This window comes from Marinobacter sp. G5_S1_61_S3 (genome assembly GCF_054968585.1).
Genome location: NZ_JBQKUK010000014.1, coordinates 95,741 through 112,699, shown reverse-complemented (window position 1 = coordinate 112,699; position 16,959 = coordinate 95,741). Strand labels below are relative to the sequence as shown.

Genomic DNA, 16,959 nt, shown 5'->3' with positions numbered 1-16,959 from the left:
GCTAAGGAGGAAAGTATGAGACGGGTTGTAGTTACCGGAATGGGCATTGTTTCCTGCCTCGGCAACTCCACGGATGCGGTGCTGGAAAGCCTCAAGGCCGGCAAATCGGGCATCCGGTTCAATGAAACCTATCGTGACATGGGCTTCCGCAGCCAGGTGGCAGGTTCTGTTGATGTGGATACGTCGGTCATCGACCGTAAAACCCGACGCTTCATGGGCCAGTCGGCGATGTACAGCTACCTCGCCATGGAGCAGGCCATTGCGTCCTCACGATTGACAGACGATCTGGTCTCCAATGACCGTACCGGCCTGATTGCCGGCTCCGGCGGCGCGTCCAGCGCCAGCCAGGTCGAGGCCGTCGACATCATGCGTGAAAAAGGTGTCAAACGCATCGGGCCCTACATGGTGCCACGGATCATGACCAGTACCGTCTCGGCCTGCCTGGCCACTGCCTTCAAAATTCGCGGCGTGAATTACTCCATGTCGTCCGCCTGCGCCACCAGCGCCCACTGTATTGGCCACGCCGCGGAGCAGATCCAGTCTGGCAAGCAGGACATTGTATTCGCTGGCGGTGGCGAGGAAGAGGACTGGAGCCTGACCATGCTGTTCGACGCCATGGGCGCCTTGTCCACCAAGTATAACGATGCCCCGGAAACCGCATCCAGACCCTTCGACGCCGGTCGTGATGGATTCGTTATCGCAGGGGGTGGCGGCATGGTGGTAATGGAAGAGCTTGAGCATGCCCTCAAGCGCGGTGCCCCCATTATTGCCGAGCTGACCGGTTATGGCGCCACGTCCGACGGACACGACATGGTCGCCCCCTCTGGCGAAGGCGCCATGCGTTGCATGCAACAGGCGCTGTCCACGGTTGAGACACCGGTGGATTACATCAATGCACACGGCACCAGCACGCCGGTGGGCGATGTGGCGGAGATGAAGGCGGTACGGAACGTCTTCGGTGATAAAGTGCCGCAGATTTCGTCCACAAAGTCGCTATCCGGCCACTCTTTGGGCGCATCGGGTGTTCATGAAGCGATCTATTCCCTGATCATGCTGCAGAACGGATTTATTGCGGGCACTAAAAACCTGACAAACCTGGATGACACCATTGCCGGAATGCCGGTTGTGGGGCCTGATTCCAAAGCGGCGCCACTGAATACAGTGATGTCCAACAGCTTCGGGTTCGGCGGCACCAATGCCTCGCTGGTATTCGGAAAAGTCTGACTTCCTGACGAGCCTAGCTTGTGGGCTCGTCCGTGAGTTCCTTGCCGCCGTTCAGGGACAGTAGCTCCAGCTCCTCGGCCAACCCCGAACGCCACGGGAGCTGCTTGACGCCAAAGGTGTTGCGGATCTTGGTGCAGATCATGGTGGCGTTCGCGGGCTCCAGGGTTGCCCATGCGGGCGTTTCATCCACCACCCGGATACCATCGGGAATGCCGCTCAAACCGGTGATTGCAAGCCCCAACTCATAGAGCGAGATATCTTCCGCACCGGCGTACTGATAGGTGCCCCACACCTCCGCACCACAGTCTATCTGCTGGACAATCGCGGTAATCACCCTGGCAAGATCACTGACGGTCACGGGTTGGCCACGGCATTTACCGGGTAACTTGATGGTGTCGGACCCTGCGGCAACGGACTGCACCTTGCGGACAAAGCGCCCCAGGCTCCAGCCCGTCCTCAGAATGATATGCCGCGGCAACAACGTTCTCAGCGCCTGTTCGCATTCCCACTGCCAGTTACCCAGCTCGTTACAGGGCTGACCGGGATTGGAGGCAATATAGGCACTCTGCTTTCGGCCGTCGAACACGTAGGAAGACGACAACTGCAACAACGCGATATTGTGCTCACAGGCGTGCTCAGCCAGTGCCACAGGCAACGAAAACGACGCCTTGTGGGCCAACTCGGGGTTCTTTTCCGCACTTTCAGGGTCCGCAAGCCAAAGCGCGTTCACGATCAAGTCAGTGTCGTCGGGAACCCAGCCTTCCAGCGCCGAAAGATCCGCGGTTTCAAGCTCGCTGATCAGCAACGGGCTGACATGGAGCGAGGTATTCCTTAAACGCTCCAGCAATACCCGCCCCAATGGGCCATAATCATGAACAACAAGAACGTGCACGAGCGCTCATCGCCTCCGGTTTCTATCTTCGCAACGGGTAACAATACCGTTGCCACTTTATCGGTATGCTGCTGTAAGTCTTTACCACACTGTAATCGTTCCCATAGCTTGTTGGAACGCGTGCACGGGATATCACTGATATGACGGGCACCCGATACCGTTCGAGCCAATGGCACGCGGTGTACACCCCATAGAATACGTGTCGGAGTACTGAGCAGACCTGACGAGCATACAACAACAGGATCCTACATGCTGAAACAACAAAGCCATATCGTTGCCCCCATCCCGGATGAGCTCCGCACCCGCGCACTTTATACCGTCAATGAGCTCCGGGAGCGGGGAAAGGCGGACAAGATAGCCATCGACAAACTGTTCGAACTGATTGTCGAGATGACCGACAACGGTCTGGATTTCTTTTTCCTGGAACCCCTGCGCCGGCTGAATGCCAGCAGCATGCTGATGGGTATGGCCAGAATGGGCATCGGCAGCATGCTCAAAGGCAGCAAGATGGTCGTCCACAAAGTCCTGAAGAAACTGGACGACCGCAGCCTGGCCGCGATTCTCGACTTCATCGAGGAAATCATCCACGAGCCGGAACCCGCTTCCTGATCACCTACCCTGCTGCGGTGTTGCCCGAATCCTCGTACAGCCTGGGCACCCGGGCTGTAATACCCGTTAGCAGCTCGTAGCCAATGGTACCGGCGTGTTGCGCCACTTCATCCACACTGACATGCCGCCCCCAGAGCTCCACAGAGTCGCCAGGACAGGCGTCAGGGGCGCCCGTCAGGTCCACGGCCAGCATGTCCATGGACACCCTGCCAATCAGGCGTATGCGGTTACCGCCGACCCACGCCGGAGTGCCCGTGCCGGCATGGCGAGGATAGCCATCACCATAGCCAATGGCCACAATCCCCATTCGTGTTTCCCGGGTCGCGGTCCAGCTGTAGCCATAGCCCACGGACTCTCCCGGCTTTAGCGTTCGCACGGCGGTTAAAGGGGCTTCCAGTGTCATTACCGCTTCCAGTCCCAGCTCCGGGCCAGTCTTGCCCAAGGTCGGGGAGGCGCCATAAAGCATGATGCCGGGACGGGTCCAGTCGAACGACGGCTGGGCAGGAAGAAAATGGGCGGCGGAATTGGACGCGCTTTTCTCAAGTTTTGGCCAGTCCACCACGGCTTCACTGAATATCCGCGTCTGCTGGTCCGTGTCATCGCTGGAGATATCATCCGCACAGGCAAAGTGCGTTACGAAACCCGCCACCTTCTCCGCCGCGGCAATGGTACCCAGTCGTGCCATAACATCGGCCAGTGCGCTCGGCGCGAAACCAAGCCGATTCATGCCGGTATTCACTTTTACCCAGACCGTCGGCGTCCCACCAGCCTGCTCCAGCCAGTCCAACTGATAATGACTGTGGACCACCACTTCAAAACCTTCGCGAACACACATCCCGACGTCCTCGGCACTGTGCATGCCCTGCAACAACACCACAGGATGGTCAACACCTGCCTCACGGATCGCCAGGGCTTCTTCCAGACAGGCAACGGCAAATTTGGGTGCATCGCTCGCCAGGGCCCGTGCGACTTCACGGATGCCATGGCCATAGCCATCGGCCTTGATAACGGCCATCGCCCGGGCCGGGCTGGCCAGCCGGCAGGCGAGGCGATAGTTGTGGCGGAGTGCACGGATATCAATACGGGCAAGGGTCTTCCGTGGCATTAATAATCCCCGCCGTAATCGCCGTGGGCCAGATCCTCGAACTTGGTGTACTTGCCGATGAAGGCCAGTCGCACAGTGCCAATGGGGCCGTTACGTTGCTTACCGATGATGATTTCGGCAATGCCCTTGTCGGAGGTGTCTTCGTTGTAGACCTCATCCCGATAGACAAACATGATGACGTCCGCGTCCTGCTCGATCGCACCGGATTCCCGCAGGTCCGAGTTGACCGGGCGCTTGTTCGGCCGCTGCTCCAGACTCCGGTTCAGCTGCGAAAGCGCCACGACCGGGCAGCTGAGCTCCTTGGCGATCCCTTTCAGGGACCGGGAGATCTCGGAAATCTCGGCGGTCCGGCCCTCGGTGTTGCCGGGCACCCGCATCAACTGGAGGTAATCGACCATGATCAGGCCAAGCTTGCCTTCGTTCTCCCGGGCAATACGACGAGCCCGGGAACGCATTTCGGTTGGGCTCAGACCAGGCGTGTCGTCGATATAAAGCGGCTTGTCTTTCAGCAGACTCACCGCGGATGTCAGCCTGGGCCAGTCGTCCTCTTCAAGCTTACCGCTACGAATCCGGCTCTGATCAATACGCCCTAGTGACGACAACATACGCATGACCAGCGCATCCGCCGGCATTTCCATACTGAACACCAGAATCGGCGCGCCGGTGCTTATCAAGGCGTTCTCGACGATATTCATGGCAAAGGTGGTTTTACCCATGGACGGTCGCCCCGCCACGATCAACAGATCCGAGGGCTGCATCCCCGACGTCCACTCGTCCAGGTCCTTGAAGCCCGTGGTCAGACCCGTTGTAGTCTCGCCGGACTCGAACAGCTCCTCAATGCGACTGAGGGCCTTGGTGAGAATCGGGTTGATGGCCTGGGGGCCGGAGCCTTCCTTGACCCGCGATTCGGCGATCTGGAAGACGTTACGCTCGGCTTCATCCAGGATCTCGTTGCTGTTCCGGCCCTGGGGGTTAAACGCCGAATCGGATATCTCGCCGGATACCTGCACCAGTTGTCGCAGAATAGAGCGCTCCCGCACAATCTCGGCATAGGCGCGGATATTGGCGGCACCGGGTGTCTTCTCGGCCAGCTCTGCCAGGTAGGAAAGCCCACCCGCGTCTTCGATATCACCAGCACGCTCCAGGAATTCGGTCAGCGTGACAACATCAAGCGGTTCGCTCTCGCCCGCCAGTCGCTCGGCAGCACCAAAAATGAGGCGGTGATCCTGGCGGTAAAAGTCGCCAGCGGAAATGATCTCCGAGATTTCATCAAATCGGCGGTTGTCCAGCATCAGGCCACCAAGCACCGCCTGTTCGGCCTCCACGGAATGAGGTGGAACCTTGATTCGGCTGGTCTCAGGGTCGCTGTTTACCGGTTTGAAATTCGGGTTGGCCATGGAAACGTCTTCGTCTGGGCATCACATCCGTGACAGTTTACGGGGATTGTCGATGCGATGGGAGAGCTACGGAAAACACAAATCATACACCAGAAAGCAACAGGCCCGGAATCCACCTGAGTGGATTCCGGGCCTGTATGGCTGCACCGGGTAGTAACCCGATGTTCAGACTAAACCGTCAATTTACTCGGCCACAACAGCCAGGTTAATGTGAACGGTTACGTCAGAGTGCAGCTGAAGCTCGATTTCGTACTCGCCAACCACGCGGAGCGGGCCTTCGGGCAGACGAACTTCACTTTTCTCAACGTCGGTACCGGTGGCGGTAATCGCATCTGCGATGTCACGCACACCGATGGAGCCGAACAGCTTGCCTTCTTCACCAGCCTTGGAGGTAATGGTGACTGAGGCGCCTTCCAGCGCTTCGCCACGAGCCTGGGCCGCAGCCAGCTTCTCAGCTGCCGCTTTCTCCAGCTCTGCACGGCGCTCTTCGAACGCTTTCAGGTTGTCAGCGGTTGCCGCAACAGCTTTGCCATAAGGCAGAAGAAAATTACGACCGTAACCGGCCTTTACCTTGACCTTGTCACCCAGTGAACCAAGGTTTGCTACTTTTTCGAGCAGAATAACATCCATCTCGTTAACCTCTTCGTGCTTTATTCAGCCGGGCCGGAGGACTTCATTCGCCTCCGGATGTCCAGCCAGCTATCCACAAAAGCCAGAACTACCAACAGAATCATCAGGCTTGGACCAAGCAGTACCAGTGCCAGGTAGAACAGCACCAACCACTGACCACTCAGGTTTTTACGACCGACAACACCATGAACCAGGGCCAGGCCCGCAACAAACAGCGGCAAACCTCCAACCCAGCCCAGCAGCATGGAATTCAACCCGAGAACGGGCCCTGCCACCATGGTAATCACACAGATAACCGCGATTGCCGGTGACAGCCGGAGCGAGTGAAACTCGGTCCGGAATCCGCCGGGGTTGTACAACCCGGCCTGCCAGGATCTTGCCAGCATGGTCATGCACACCCCGATTACCAGGTAGGTGCCCGCCATGCTCGCATTCATGGTTTGCCGAATGACTGTTTCCAGCTCACTGCCAAGACTACTGGCAATTTCGGCGTTGTACTCTTCGTAAAATCTCACCCCGGCCTGCACCAGATCGTTCAACAGATCCGGGTACACCAGGGGCAACATCAAGCCTGTCACAATCCCCAGGAAACTGCCTGCGAGCAGCGCTTTCTCCCACGACAGGGTTATTCTCAGGATGGACGCCATCAACATTGCCTGAAGCAACACCACCAGGGCCGTCGGGTCCTGCCCGAACCAGCTCCAGCCGAGTGCCGGAAGCAATGCCCAGAGGCCGATACTGAGCCCCTGGCTGATACCCAGTCTGAGAATGACCAGGCCAATAACCGCCGCACCTATCCAGAACAACAAGGGTATTGCAGTGGTAACTGCTGCCACCCCGCCTGCCTGCAGAGGACCGCGCATTACAAACTGTGCCAGTGCACGCATGGTCCCGGGTCCTGTTTATTCTGTTACTTAGTTGTCGTGGCTGTCCGAATACGGCAGCAGTGCCAGGTAGCGGGCACGCTTGATAGCGGTAGCCAGCTGACGCTGATAGCGTGCCTTGGTGCCGGTAATACGGCTGGGCACGATCTTGCCGGTTTCAGTGATGTAACCTTTCAGGGTGTCCAGATCCTTGTAATCGATCTCTTTAACACCTTCTGCCGTGAAGCGGCAGAATTTACGACGTCTGAAAAAACGAGCCATAACTTAACTCCTCAACTCCGGTGATGGTTTTACTCTTCTTCGTCCTGGGTTTCAGCCTGCTGACGTGGCTCGTCAGATTCGGCTGAACGACGCGGACGATCATCGCCGCCACGACGGTCTTCACGGGACTCGGAAGCTTTCATCGGGGACAGTTCGATGTCGGCACCATCGCGGCGCAGGATCATGTCGCGGATGATGGCATCGTTGAAACGGAAGTTGTGAGTCAGCTCGTCCATCGCTGCCTGTGAACATTCAATGTTCATCAGAACGTAGTGAGCCTTGTGAATCTTGTTGATCGGGTAAGCCAGGTGACGACGGCCCCAATCTTCCAGGCGATGTACCTTGCCGCCATCTTCATTGATGACGCCGGTATAGCGCTCGATCATCGCGGGCACCTGCTCGCTCTGATCCGGGTGTACCATAAATACGATTTCGTAGTGACGCATGAGTTCTCCCTACGGTTTAAACAGCCTCCAGCACAGGCACCGGTTTCAACAAACAGGGCAAATGCAGAAAGCAAGGAGGTGGCAGGCAAAGCTGCCGGCTTCTTTTTGCTTTTATCAACAAGACATTACGTATAAAGCCTGCTCAAAAAGCCGATATTGATCACCAGGATTTCAGGCAATACAACACCGCCCCCTTGAAAAGGGGGTCACGTATTCTAGGCGTGTGGCTGATACTATGCAAGCCGTTGACGCAAGGCTTCGTAAAGGCAGACACCGGTAGCCACCGACACATTGAGACTGTCCACGTGACCAAGCATGGGGATATTGATCAACAGATCACAGTGTTCCCGGGTCAGGCGCCGCATACCTTTGCCCTCGGCACCCATTACCAGAGCGACCGGGCCGGTAAAATCTGCTTGATACAGGGTATTGTCCGCCTCGCCGGCGGTGCCAATGAGCCAGACGCCATCATCCCTGATCGTACGCATAAACCGCGCAAGATTGGTGACACGTACCAGAGGTACGGTTTCAGCCGCGCCACAGGCCACTTTCCTGACGGTCGGCGACAACGACGCAGACTTATCCTTGGGCACGACCACAGCCTGGACACCCACGGCATCAGCGGTTCGCAGACAGGCGCCCAGGTTATGGGGATCGGTAACCCCATCCAGGATCAACAGAAACGGCGGCTTGTCAGACCCTGACAGCATGGCCAGGAGATCGTCCTCACTCCATTCACGGCTTTCGGAAACCGCGGCCACAACACCCTGATGCACGCCGGCTACGCGCTGATCCAGTTCCTTGCGATGAACCACCTGCCAACGGACTCCAAGCTCATTCAGAGTTTCCGTTACCGTTTTGACACGGCGATCTTCGCGGCCAGTCTGGATCCACACCTGCTGCAAACGTTCCGGCTCACGTTTGAGGACGGCCTCAACCGCATGCCAGCCAAAAATGTACTCTTCAGACACGGCCTATTTTCCTGACTTGCGGGGCTTTCGTTTCTTGTCAGCGCCGGCGGTTTTAGCCGGTGCCTTCTTGCTCTTGCCCTTACCCAGTGCAAGCTTGGCCGCTTCCGCCACCAGCTTGTCACGGGCCGACATTTCGCCATCATCATCGAACGTTGGCGTGACCGCGTCGGACGCCCCCGATTTGCCAGAGGGCCTTGAACCAGTCGCTTTCCTGCGGCGAGGTTTGGCGGCCGCATCACCAGCCGTGTCCCGGTCAGCCCTTGGAGCACGGCCAGCAGTGGATTTGCCACCCTTACCTCGCCCCTTACCTTTGCCCTTGCCCTTATCCCGCGGCTCTCGCTTGGTGACCTCCAGTGCATCCCGGTCGGCTTGGCGATGCTGTGGCTCGCTTACCAGTTCCAGGTCCACCTTGCGGTCTTCCATGCCCACACGCATCACCTTCACGCGGACCTCATCGCCCAACCGGAAGCTCATAGCGGTACGCTCGCCGATCAGGCGATGTTTGGCAGCATCGTGATGGAAGTAGTCACCACTGAGGGTAGACACATGCACCAGGCCCTCAATGTAAACCCCGGAAAGTTCCACAAAGAAACCGAAAGGCACAACGGCTGCAATCACGCCGTCGTACTCCTCGCCCACGTGATCCTTGAGGTATTCGCATTTGAGCCAGGCCATGACGTCCCGCGTTGCGTCGTCGGCGCGGCGCTCCGTCATCGAGCAGTGCTCACCCAGTTGATGCATTCTGGGAAGGTCATAAGGGTAATCCGCCAGTTCCGGGTCACGCTTGGGCGGCACCGATACGTCTTTGCTACCGTCCTCGCCGTGAATCACGGACTTGATACCGCGATGCACGATCAGATCCGGATAACGGCGAATCGGCGAGGTGAAGTGGGCATAACTGGCAAACCCCAGACCGAAATGGCCACCCTCATCCGGGCTGTAGACGGCTTGGCTGAGAGAGCGCAGCATCACCGTCTGAATGACATTCGCGTCGGAACGGTCTGCAATACTGGACAACAGCGCCTGATAATCAGCGGAGGTTGGCTTGTCTCCACCCCCCAGTTGCAGCCCCAGCTCGCCCAGGAAAAGCCGCACCGCATTGAGACGCTCCTCGGATGGGCCATCGTGCACCCGGTACAGTGATGGCACCTTGTGCTTCTTGAGGAATCGCGCCGTCGCCACGTTGGCGGCGAGCATACATTCCTCGACGATCTTGTGGGCGTCGTTGCGCTTGACCGGAACGATTTCCTCGATTTTGCGACTGGCGTCGAATATGACCCGGGTTTCCGTGGTTTCAAAATCGATGGCACCACGCTCAGTCCGGGCTTTGCGCAGCAATTTGTAGAGGTTGTAGAGGTTGTGCAGGTGCGGCAGCACATGCGCGTACTGCTCCGACAGCCTGTAACCCGGCTCGGAATCCGGCCGCTCAAGCATGTCACTGACCTTGTTGTAGGTCAGTCGCGCGTGACTGTGCATCACCGCCTGATAGAAGGTATAGCCACTGACGCTGCCGTTGGCACTGATGGTCATGTCCGCCACCATGCACAGCCGATCCACACCCGGGTTCAGTGAACACAGGCCGTTGGACAGCTTTTCCGGCAGCATCGGCACCACGTGATCCGGAAAGTAGACGGAGTTGCCACGGTTAATCGCTTCTTCATCCAGCGGTGAGCCGGGACGCACGTAATGGGACACATCTGCGATCGCTACCAGCAGACGGTAGCCACCACGCGGGCGCGGCTCACAATAGATCGCGTCGTCAAAGTCCCGGGCGGTTTCGTCGTCGATGGTCACCAGGCGCAGGTTGCGGATATCCACCCGATTCTGCTTGTCCTTTTCGGTCACCTCATCGGCAATGCCGGCAATCTGCTCACCGACGGCCGGCGGCCAACTGTGAGGGATATCGTAGGAACGGATGGCCACATCGATTTCCATACCCGGTGCCATGTGCTCGCCAAGTACTTCCACCACCTTGCCCGTTGGCTGGGTACGCACCGTAGGCTGGCGCAGGATGTCGACCACGACGTATTGGCCGTGCCGTGCATCATTAATGTGCTCTGCCGGAATCAATACTTCGTGGTTGATGCGAGCGTTCTCCGGAACCACAAAGGAGATGCCGCTTTCCTGAAACAGACGACCAACGGTTTGATGGGTACGATACTCCAGCACCTCTACAATCACCCCTTCGCGACGACCACGATCGTCCACCCGGTCCACCCGGGCGGCAACGCGGTCACCGTGGAAAACCTGGCGCATCTGGCGGGCTGTAAGGAACAGATCCGACCCTCCATCATCCGGGATCAGAAAACCGAACCCGTCTTTGTGCCCCGTGACACGGCCTGTAACAAGATCCGCTTCTTCAATGGGCAGGTAGGCTCCCCGGCGATTACAGATCAGTTGTCCGTCCCGGCACATGGCAATCAGCCGGCGCCGAAGGGCTTCGATGCCCTCCTCGGACTGCTGCCCCAACTCGCTACACAGAGTCTCGTGAGTGGCCGGCGCTCCCCGCTCCTTCAGATGGTCGAGAATGAACTCCCGACTCTGAATCGGGTTGTCGTATTTGCTGGCTTCACGCTGCGCGTGTGGGTCTTTGTCGGTCTTCTTTCTGGAAACCATTCGTATCCTTAGTCTGACTTCCCTGCTGGAAATCAATCGTTATATTGCGTTTGCAAAAGAGTATAACGCCGCCAGCACCCGCCTGCCTAACCGACCGCCTAAAATAGACGTAAAAACCGGCCCCGGCGGGACAAAAAATATTTGACAGGCTTTTTCCGAATGATTAAAGTACGCGCCATCGGTTGACGGCAATGCCCGCAGCTGCGGCAGAAAGCCCGGAAATTCAACGAAGTAAAACGTTTGAATGCCCACCGGGAAGACTGCAAATCACCTGCCGAGGTGGTGAAATTGGTAGACACGCTAGCTTCAGGTGCTAGTGGGGGCAACCCCGTGGAGGTTCAAGTCCTCTCCTCGGCACCACTTCCTCCCTCAGGAAGTGTTAAGAATCCAACACCTTTATAAGCACATGTCGCAACAGATCTGCGCTCGAAAACGCATGACTCTCCGCACGTTCGCGAAGAGCCTGACCGCAGCCCTGGCTTACTCCACCAGCCCCGACAAATACTCCGAGAGCCGTTGATAGGTGTAATTCACCCGGGCATAGGCCGCAGAAGGCGCTCTTTCGAACTCGCGCCCACAGGCCCGGCTGCCGCCATGACGATTCAGGTAGGCGATGTTGATCAGGTTGGGCTGGTCTGCCACGAACTCGCTGGAATTATCGAACGGGTAGTAGAACGCCCAGTCAAACCCTTCTGTATTGCTGACCCCAGGCGTGGAACTCATTTCTTCATCCAGGAAGCCAAACCTTAGCGGCCTGAAACGGTCATTGCGAGTATCGAACTCCAGCGCCGGCGAGGTGAACTCGTCCGGTAGCGTGATACTGCCGGTGACCGTGAAAGGCTGCTGAGCAGACACCACCTGCGCCGCATCAACGTCCTCCGGATCAATATCCCCTTCGCAGGATTGGACGCTACTCGTGAGCGCCACAATCTCCTCGTTCACGCCATCGACGGAACGCGTGAAACCGAAAAAGGCATCGTTGGCGAACTGATAGTCGGGGCGCAAAATTTCCGTCTTGCTATCGGAAGTTGCTGTCAGGGACTCGACCCGGGCATCCGACATGGTCCACTCGTAACGGATCGCCGGCGGGCCACCCAATGCCGAGGACGACGCCAGTCCAGGATGGCAGGTGGTGGTGGTTTCGAACGTCGCGGTACGGTCCTGCCAGTTGAATGTCAGCCGCTCATCGGCCCCTTCAACCTCATGGTAGCTGGCACTCTCCTGGGACAATGATATCGAAGGCATCCACTGCACATCGGTATCGGCGATTCTGCCACGGGCATTGATCAAGCGGGCCATCTCTCTCATTGACGGCATCATGCACCCGTTTGCCGTCACGGCCGTTAACCGGCCATCTTCCGAGTAGTCGAACTCCAGTTCAGCGGACACGCTGAGGTTAGACATTGTGGCCGGCAACTCGCTCCCCTCCCCCCGGGCGAGAACTGTCTGGCGCTCAAGGATAACCGGATCGTCCAGCTCAACCGGCACTTCCGGCAATTCCAGTTCATCAATGTTAATGTTCTCGTAATTGCCTTGGGAGGCAGCGGCATCAACCACCTGAACCACCTCGAGGGCATTGCGGGCAAAGGATATACCCAGAAGATAAACCGCCTCTTCACTCAGGTAGCGTTCACGTCCGTCACCATTGCGCAGGAGATTGGCGTACTCCGGCGGGAACTGGCTGGCCATGAAGCGTGCGAAGGCGCGGGCGTATGCGTGAGCACGGTGATCACCGGACCGGATATAGTTACTGACCAGGTTCACGTTGCCGAGAGCATCAGACAGATCGGTACTGATGACCGAAAGATCCTGCAACCCAATCAGGCGGCGCTGCCGCACCAGGTGGCTCAATGGCGTGACATTGCGCACGCCAGGTGGCGCACTAAGCAGGTAGGCGTCTTCCAGCACCACTTCCCCGATGCGGGTCTGCTCCATGGTCTGGCCAGGCAGCACCACGGCAAACAGCGGAAAGTCCCTGGGATCGATATCCGGGGATATGGACGGGTCCTGCACCAGTTCCGCAGTATCCAGCGAGAAGACGCCACCTTCTCCCGTTAACGCGGTAGGCTCTCCGTCCCGCAGGGTTATTTCCGTGCCGGCGCTGTTTTCAAAGGTCATCGGGCCCGGCGTGTATTGGCTGTCACCGTCCATGTCCAGCCACACCCTGGCATTGCGCAGGTAGCCGTCAATCACCCGGCCTGTATAGGGCTCGGGCTCGCTGTAATCCTCGGCGTCAAAGTCACGGCCATCGACCGGTGACTTGTCGGATTCCTCGCCGCAACCGGCAAGGGCCAGCGTGAACAGGGCAACTGTAAAGGAGAGCAGACGTTTCATCGCGGCAACCATTGTCCTTGTTAGAGGTTGTGCCGCTACTGTAGGGGATGTTGCCGGGGGGAACCTTGATAGGTTTGGCAATTTGTAAACTTAGGTAACGAAAACGCGCCGCGGGAGCTGTCCCTGCGGCGCGCTAACGGGCACAAGCGCCTACTAGAACTAGAACGAGCGCGCAACAATCTCTTTCATGATCTCATTGGTGCCGGCGTAGATACGCTGTACCCGCGAGTCCGCCCAGGCGCGGGCGATGGGATACTCCCACATGTAGCCGTAGCCGCCGTGAAGCTGCACACACTCGTCCATGACTTTGCACTGCAGGTCGGTGGTATGCTGTTTCAGCATGGCTGCCGTTGGAATATCCAGCTTCTTTTCCAGGTGCAGTTCCAGACAACGGTCACAGAAGACGCGGGCAGCGGTGATTTCCGCCTTCATCTCCGCCATTTTGAAGCGGGTATTCTGGAACGCTATCACCGGTTTGCCGAACGCCTTGCGCTCCTTCACGTAATCCAGCGTCCACTCCCACGCGGCTTCCGCAGCAGCGACGGCGGTCAGGCCCACCTGCAGGCGCTCCGCCGGCAACTCCGCCATCAGTTGGAAGAAGCCCTGGCCTTCCATTGATCCCAAAAGCTTATCCGCAGGCACCTGAACGTCCTGGAAGAACAGCTCGGAGGTGTCCTGCGCTTTCATCCCCACCTTATTCAGGTTCTGCCCTTTCTCGAACCCTTCCCAGGCGGTTTCCACCAACAACAGGCTGGTGCCCTTGGCGCCTTCTTTCGGATCGGTTTTGGCCACCACGATCACCAGGTCCGCCAGCTGGCCGTTGGTAATAAAGGTCTTGGAGCCATTGAGTACGTAATGGTCGCCAGAAGCGTTTTTCACCGCCGTGGTTTTCACCCCCTGCAAGTCGGAACCTGCGCCCGGCTCGGTCATGGCGATGGCACCGATCATTTCGCCGGTTGCCAGTTTCGGCAGGTAATACTGTTTCTGTTCTTCGGAGCCGTAATTGAGGATATAGGGGGCAACGATGTCGGAATGCAATGTCCAGCCGATGCCGGACAGGCCCGCCCTGGACACCTCCTCCATGATGACAGCGCTGTAGCGGAAGTCCGCGCCTACGCCGCCGTATTCTTCCGGCATGGTCGGGCAGAGGAAACCAAGTTCGCCGGCCTTCTTCCAGAGCTCCCGGCTGACCTGGCCATCTTTCTCCCACTGTTCATGGTAGGGCGCCGCTTCCTGTTGCAGAAACTTGCGGACGGAATCCCGGAAGCCGTCAAGGTCGGCGTCAAAGACTGTGCGTGGAATCATGGTGTACCTCGGTGAATGACTGTGTTGTGGTTGTCGTTCACCAAGTCTCGGGGGCGCGGCGTTTTCGCTCAATGATGAAAAGCATCAATCGGGCTGACCAAAACCATCGCCCATCGGTTCAGTCGGGCTGTTTCGCCTTCGCCCTCTCCTCGCCCCAGCGCGGCATCAGATCCTGGGGCAGGCCCAGGTGATCCAGAAGTCGGGCAACGATGAAATCCACTAACTCACTCACGGAATTCGGCCGGTGATAAAACCCCGGACTGGCCGGCATGATGACCGCCCCCATGCGGGTCAGGCGCAGCATGTTTTCCAGGTGCACTTCCGAAAAGGGCGCTTCCCGGGGCACCAGGATCAATTGCCGCCGCTCTTTAAGGGCGACATCTCCGGCGCGCTCGATCAGGTTGTTACTGGCGCCGGTGGCCAGGGCAGACAGGGTGCCGGTACTGCAGGGACAAATCACCAACGGAGCTTTTTCACCCGAACCAGAAGCCGGCGGGGCGAACCAGTCTTCCCGGCCGAACACCAACACTTGCCCCGGACGGGCGCTGGCATAGCTGGCAAGCGCCTCCTGCATGGCGGCGGTGTTGCCCGGTAATTTCAGATCGGTTTCCGTGGCAATCACTACCTGTGCCGCCTTGCTGACCATCACATGCACCCGGCAGTTCGCCGCCACCAGGCACTGCAACAGACGCAGGCCATACTGGGCGCCAGAGGCACCGGTAAAGGCCAGATTGATCACCCGCTGTTTTTCAGACGCTGCCGTCATAACTGAAGTTTCCTGATTGGATAGCGGAGGCAGGATGCCCCGTCAGCCGGATTCGCGTTCCAGTTCGGCAATCAGCTTCTGGTGAATACCGCCAAAACCGCCGTTACTCATGATGACAATATGGCAGGGACCGGATACCTGATCCAGAACCTGGCCGATCAGTTCCTCAACGCTGGCCCCGACACGATGGCGATCCGGTGTTGCCGTCTCGGGACTACGGCCCTCAACTAATGCTGGCAACCAGTCCATGCCATTGAGGTTGGCCCAGAATACCTGATTCGCCGCTGCAGCACTGGGCAGCAGGCTCTCCTGGTGAAAACCTTGCTGCATGGTGTTGGAGCGTGGCTCGATCAGCGCAAGGATGGTCTCATCGCCCACCTTGTGGCGTAGGCCCTCCAGCGTGGTAGCGATGGCCGTCGGATGATGGGCAAAGTCGTCGTAGACACAGACACCACCAACATCCGCAAGCAGCTCCATCCTGCGTTTGACGCCCGAAAAGCGGCACAGCGCCGCCACGGCATGGTCCGGGGTAACACCCACATGGCGGGCTGCTGCGATGGCCGCGAGGGCGTTGCGCACGTTGTGCAGGCCGGTTTGAGACCAACTGACTGAAGCCACCGGCTGTTCGTGGTGCACCACCATGAATCGACTGCCATCCTCAGCCAACAGCTCCGCCCGCCAGTCGGCCATATAGGGCACTTCGCTGCCCACAGAGGTAGCCTGCACGCTGCTCCAGCAGCCAAGTTCCAACGCCCGATCAAGATGAGCATCCAGGGCCGGGCGCACAATCAACCCACGGGACGGCACCGTTCTGACCAGATGATGGAACTGACGCTCGATGGCTTCAACGTTGTCAAAAATATCCGCGTGATCAAACTCGAGATTGTTGAGGATTAGGGTATGGGGACGATAGTGGACAAACTTGGAGCGCTTATCGAAGAAGGCGCTGTCGTATTCATCGGCCTCAATAACGAAAAAGTCGCTACTCCCCAACCGTGCCGAAACCGGGAAATCATTGGGGACCCCACCTATCAGATAGCCCGGTTCCAACCCGGCCTGCTCCAGGATCCACAACAACATGGCGGTTGTGGTGGTTTTGCCGTGGGTCCCGGCAACCGCCAGCACCCAGCGGTGACGCAGAACCTCTCGCGCCAGCCATTCCGGGCCGGACATGTAATCAATATTCTGGTTAAGAACCGCTTCCACCTCCGGGTTGCCCCGGGACATGGCGTTACCAACCAGAACCAGGTCCGGCTGAGGCTTGAGGTTGTCAGGATCGTAACCTTCCATTAACCCGATTCCCTGGGCCTCCAACTGGGTACTCATGGGCGGGTAAACCCCCTGATCGGAGCCCGTCACGGTGTGCCCGAGCTCCCTCGCCAGTACGGCCAGACTGCCCATGAAGGTGCCACAGATTCCCAGGATATGGATGTGCATTCGGTTATCGACCTCTTAAATGAAACCTGCAAAGCGTCCCGTATAGAATGCGGGTCGTCAAGCGTTCCTTATGACGTTTGAT

The 16,959-nt window shown here is 58.2% G+C and carries 15 protein-coding genes and 1 tRNA gene; 3 read left to right on the top strand and 13 right to left on the bottom strand.

All coding sequences use genetic code 11. The features are described from left to right. The first annotated feature begins 15 nt into the window (after positions 1–15). On the top strand, positions 16–1,224 hold the full coding sequence (gene fabB / locus ACTRWH_RS15030; RefSeq protein WP_428399207.1) for a beta-ketoacyl-ACP synthase I: 1,209 nt from the start codon (positions 16–18) through the stop codon (positions 1,222–1,224). A 13-nt stretch (positions 1,225–1,237) separates the two neighbouring features. Here the strand turns inward: fabB and ACTRWH_RS15025 are convergent, their stop codons facing one another. After that, positions 1,238–2,116 (bottom strand): sugar nucleotide-binding protein, encoded by an 879-nt coding sequence (locus ACTRWH_RS15025; RefSeq protein ID WP_085681533.1) that lies wholly within the window; start codon positions 2,114–2,116, stop codon positions 1,238–1,240. Between the two features lie 249 nt (positions 2,117–2,365). Between ACTRWH_RS15025 and ACTRWH_RS15020 the strand changes: the two genes are divergently transcribed. Beyond that, positions 2,366–2,725 (top strand): hypothetical protein, encoded by a 360-nt coding sequence (locus tag ACTRWH_RS15020; protein ID WP_075194949.1) that lies wholly within the window; start codon positions 2,366–2,368, stop codon positions 2,723–2,725. A gap of 4 nt (positions 2,726–2,729) precedes the next feature. On the opposite strand, the gene alr is transcribed toward ACTRWH_RS15020, so the two are convergent. The 8 genes from alr to rnr form a co-directional block, all read right to left on the bottom strand. Next, complete coding sequence (gene alr, locus ACTRWH_RS15015; protein ID WP_462826548.1) at positions 2,730–3,830, bottom strand: alanine racemase; 1,101 nt, start codon at positions 3,828–3,830, stop codon at positions 2,730–2,732. After that, positions 3,830–5,227, bottom strand: a complete 1,398-nt coding sequence (gene dnaB / locus ACTRWH_RS15010; RefSeq protein ID WP_036203907.1) for a replicative DNA helicase — start codon at positions 5,225–5,227, stop codon at positions 3,830–3,832. The genes alr and dnaB overlap by 1 nt, the downstream gene beginning before the upstream one ends. Before the next feature lie 183 nt (positions 5,228–5,410). Further along, positions 5,411–5,857 (bottom strand): 50S ribosomal protein L9, encoded by a 447-nt coding sequence (gene rplI / locus ACTRWH_RS15005; RefSeq protein WP_036203904.1) that lies wholly within the window; start codon positions 5,855–5,857, stop codon positions 5,411–5,413. Between the two features lie 20 nt (positions 5,858–5,877). Then, positions 5,878–6,744 (bottom strand): YybS family protein, encoded by an 867-nt coding sequence (locus tag ACTRWH_RS15000; protein WP_126810544.1) that lies wholly within the window; start codon positions 6,742–6,744, stop codon positions 5,878–5,880. Between the two features lie 27 nt (positions 6,745–6,771). Next, positions 6,772–7,002: a 30S ribosomal protein S18 gene (rpsR, locus tag ACTRWH_RS14995; protein WP_007154918.1), complete on the bottom strand. Its 231-nt coding sequence runs from the start codon at positions 7,000–7,002 to the stop codon at positions 6,772–6,774. A gap of 29 nt (positions 7,003–7,031) precedes the next feature. Continuing rightward, positions 7,032–7,448, bottom strand: coding sequence for a 30S ribosomal protein S6 (gene rpsF, locus ACTRWH_RS14990; RefSeq protein WP_036203898.1), 417 nt, complete (start codon positions 7,446–7,448; stop codon positions 7,032–7,034). 233 nt (positions 7,449–7,681) lie between these two features. After that, a complete protein-coding gene (gene rlmB, locus ACTRWH_RS14985; RefSeq protein ID WP_036203896.1) occupies positions 7,682–8,419 on the bottom strand; it encodes a 23S rRNA (guanosine(2251)-2'-O)-methyltransferase RlmB in 738 nt (245 codons plus the stop codon). A gap of 3 nt (positions 8,420–8,422) precedes the next feature. After that, a complete protein-coding gene (rnr, locus tag ACTRWH_RS14980; protein ID WP_462826547.1) occupies positions 8,423–11,035 on the bottom strand; it encodes a ribonuclease R in 2,613 nt (870 codons plus the stop codon). A 273-nt stretch (positions 11,036–11,308) separates the two neighbouring features. Between rnr and ACTRWH_RS14975 the strand changes: the two genes are divergently transcribed. Next, positions 11,309–11,395 (top strand) — tRNA-Leu (locus tag ACTRWH_RS14975). A 120-nt stretch (positions 11,396–11,515) separates the two neighbouring features. On the opposite strand, the gene ACTRWH_RS14970 is transcribed toward ACTRWH_RS14975, so the two are convergent. The 4 genes from ACTRWH_RS14970 to mpl form a co-directional block, all read right to left on the bottom strand. Beyond that, the gene (locus tag ACTRWH_RS14970; RefSeq protein ID WP_228210433.1) at positions 11,516–13,369 is read right to left on the bottom strand and encodes a hypothetical protein; all 1,854 of its coding nucleotides are present in this window, start codon (positions 13,367–13,369) and stop codon (positions 11,516–11,518) included. 159 nt (positions 13,370–13,528) lie between these two features. Then, positions 13,529–14,674, bottom strand: coding sequence for an acyl-CoA dehydrogenase family protein (locus ACTRWH_RS14965; RefSeq protein ID WP_036203889.1), 1,146 nt, complete (start codon positions 14,672–14,674; stop codon positions 13,529–13,531). Between the two features lie 118 nt (positions 14,675–14,792). Then, on the bottom strand, positions 14,793–15,440 hold the full coding sequence (locus ACTRWH_RS14960) for a flavin prenyltransferase UbiX (RefSeq protein ID WP_228210432.1): 648 nt from the start codon (positions 15,438–15,440) through the stop codon (positions 14,793–14,795). Positions 15,441–15,482: 42 nt separating this feature from the next. After that, positions 15,483–16,877, bottom strand: a complete 1,395-nt coding sequence (mpl, locus tag ACTRWH_RS14955) for a UDP-N-acetylmuramate:L-alanyl-gamma-D-glutamyl-meso-diaminopimelate ligase (RefSeq protein WP_228210430.1) — start codon at positions 16,875–16,877, stop codon at positions 15,483–15,485. Positions 16,878–16,959: the final 82 nt, after the last annotated feature.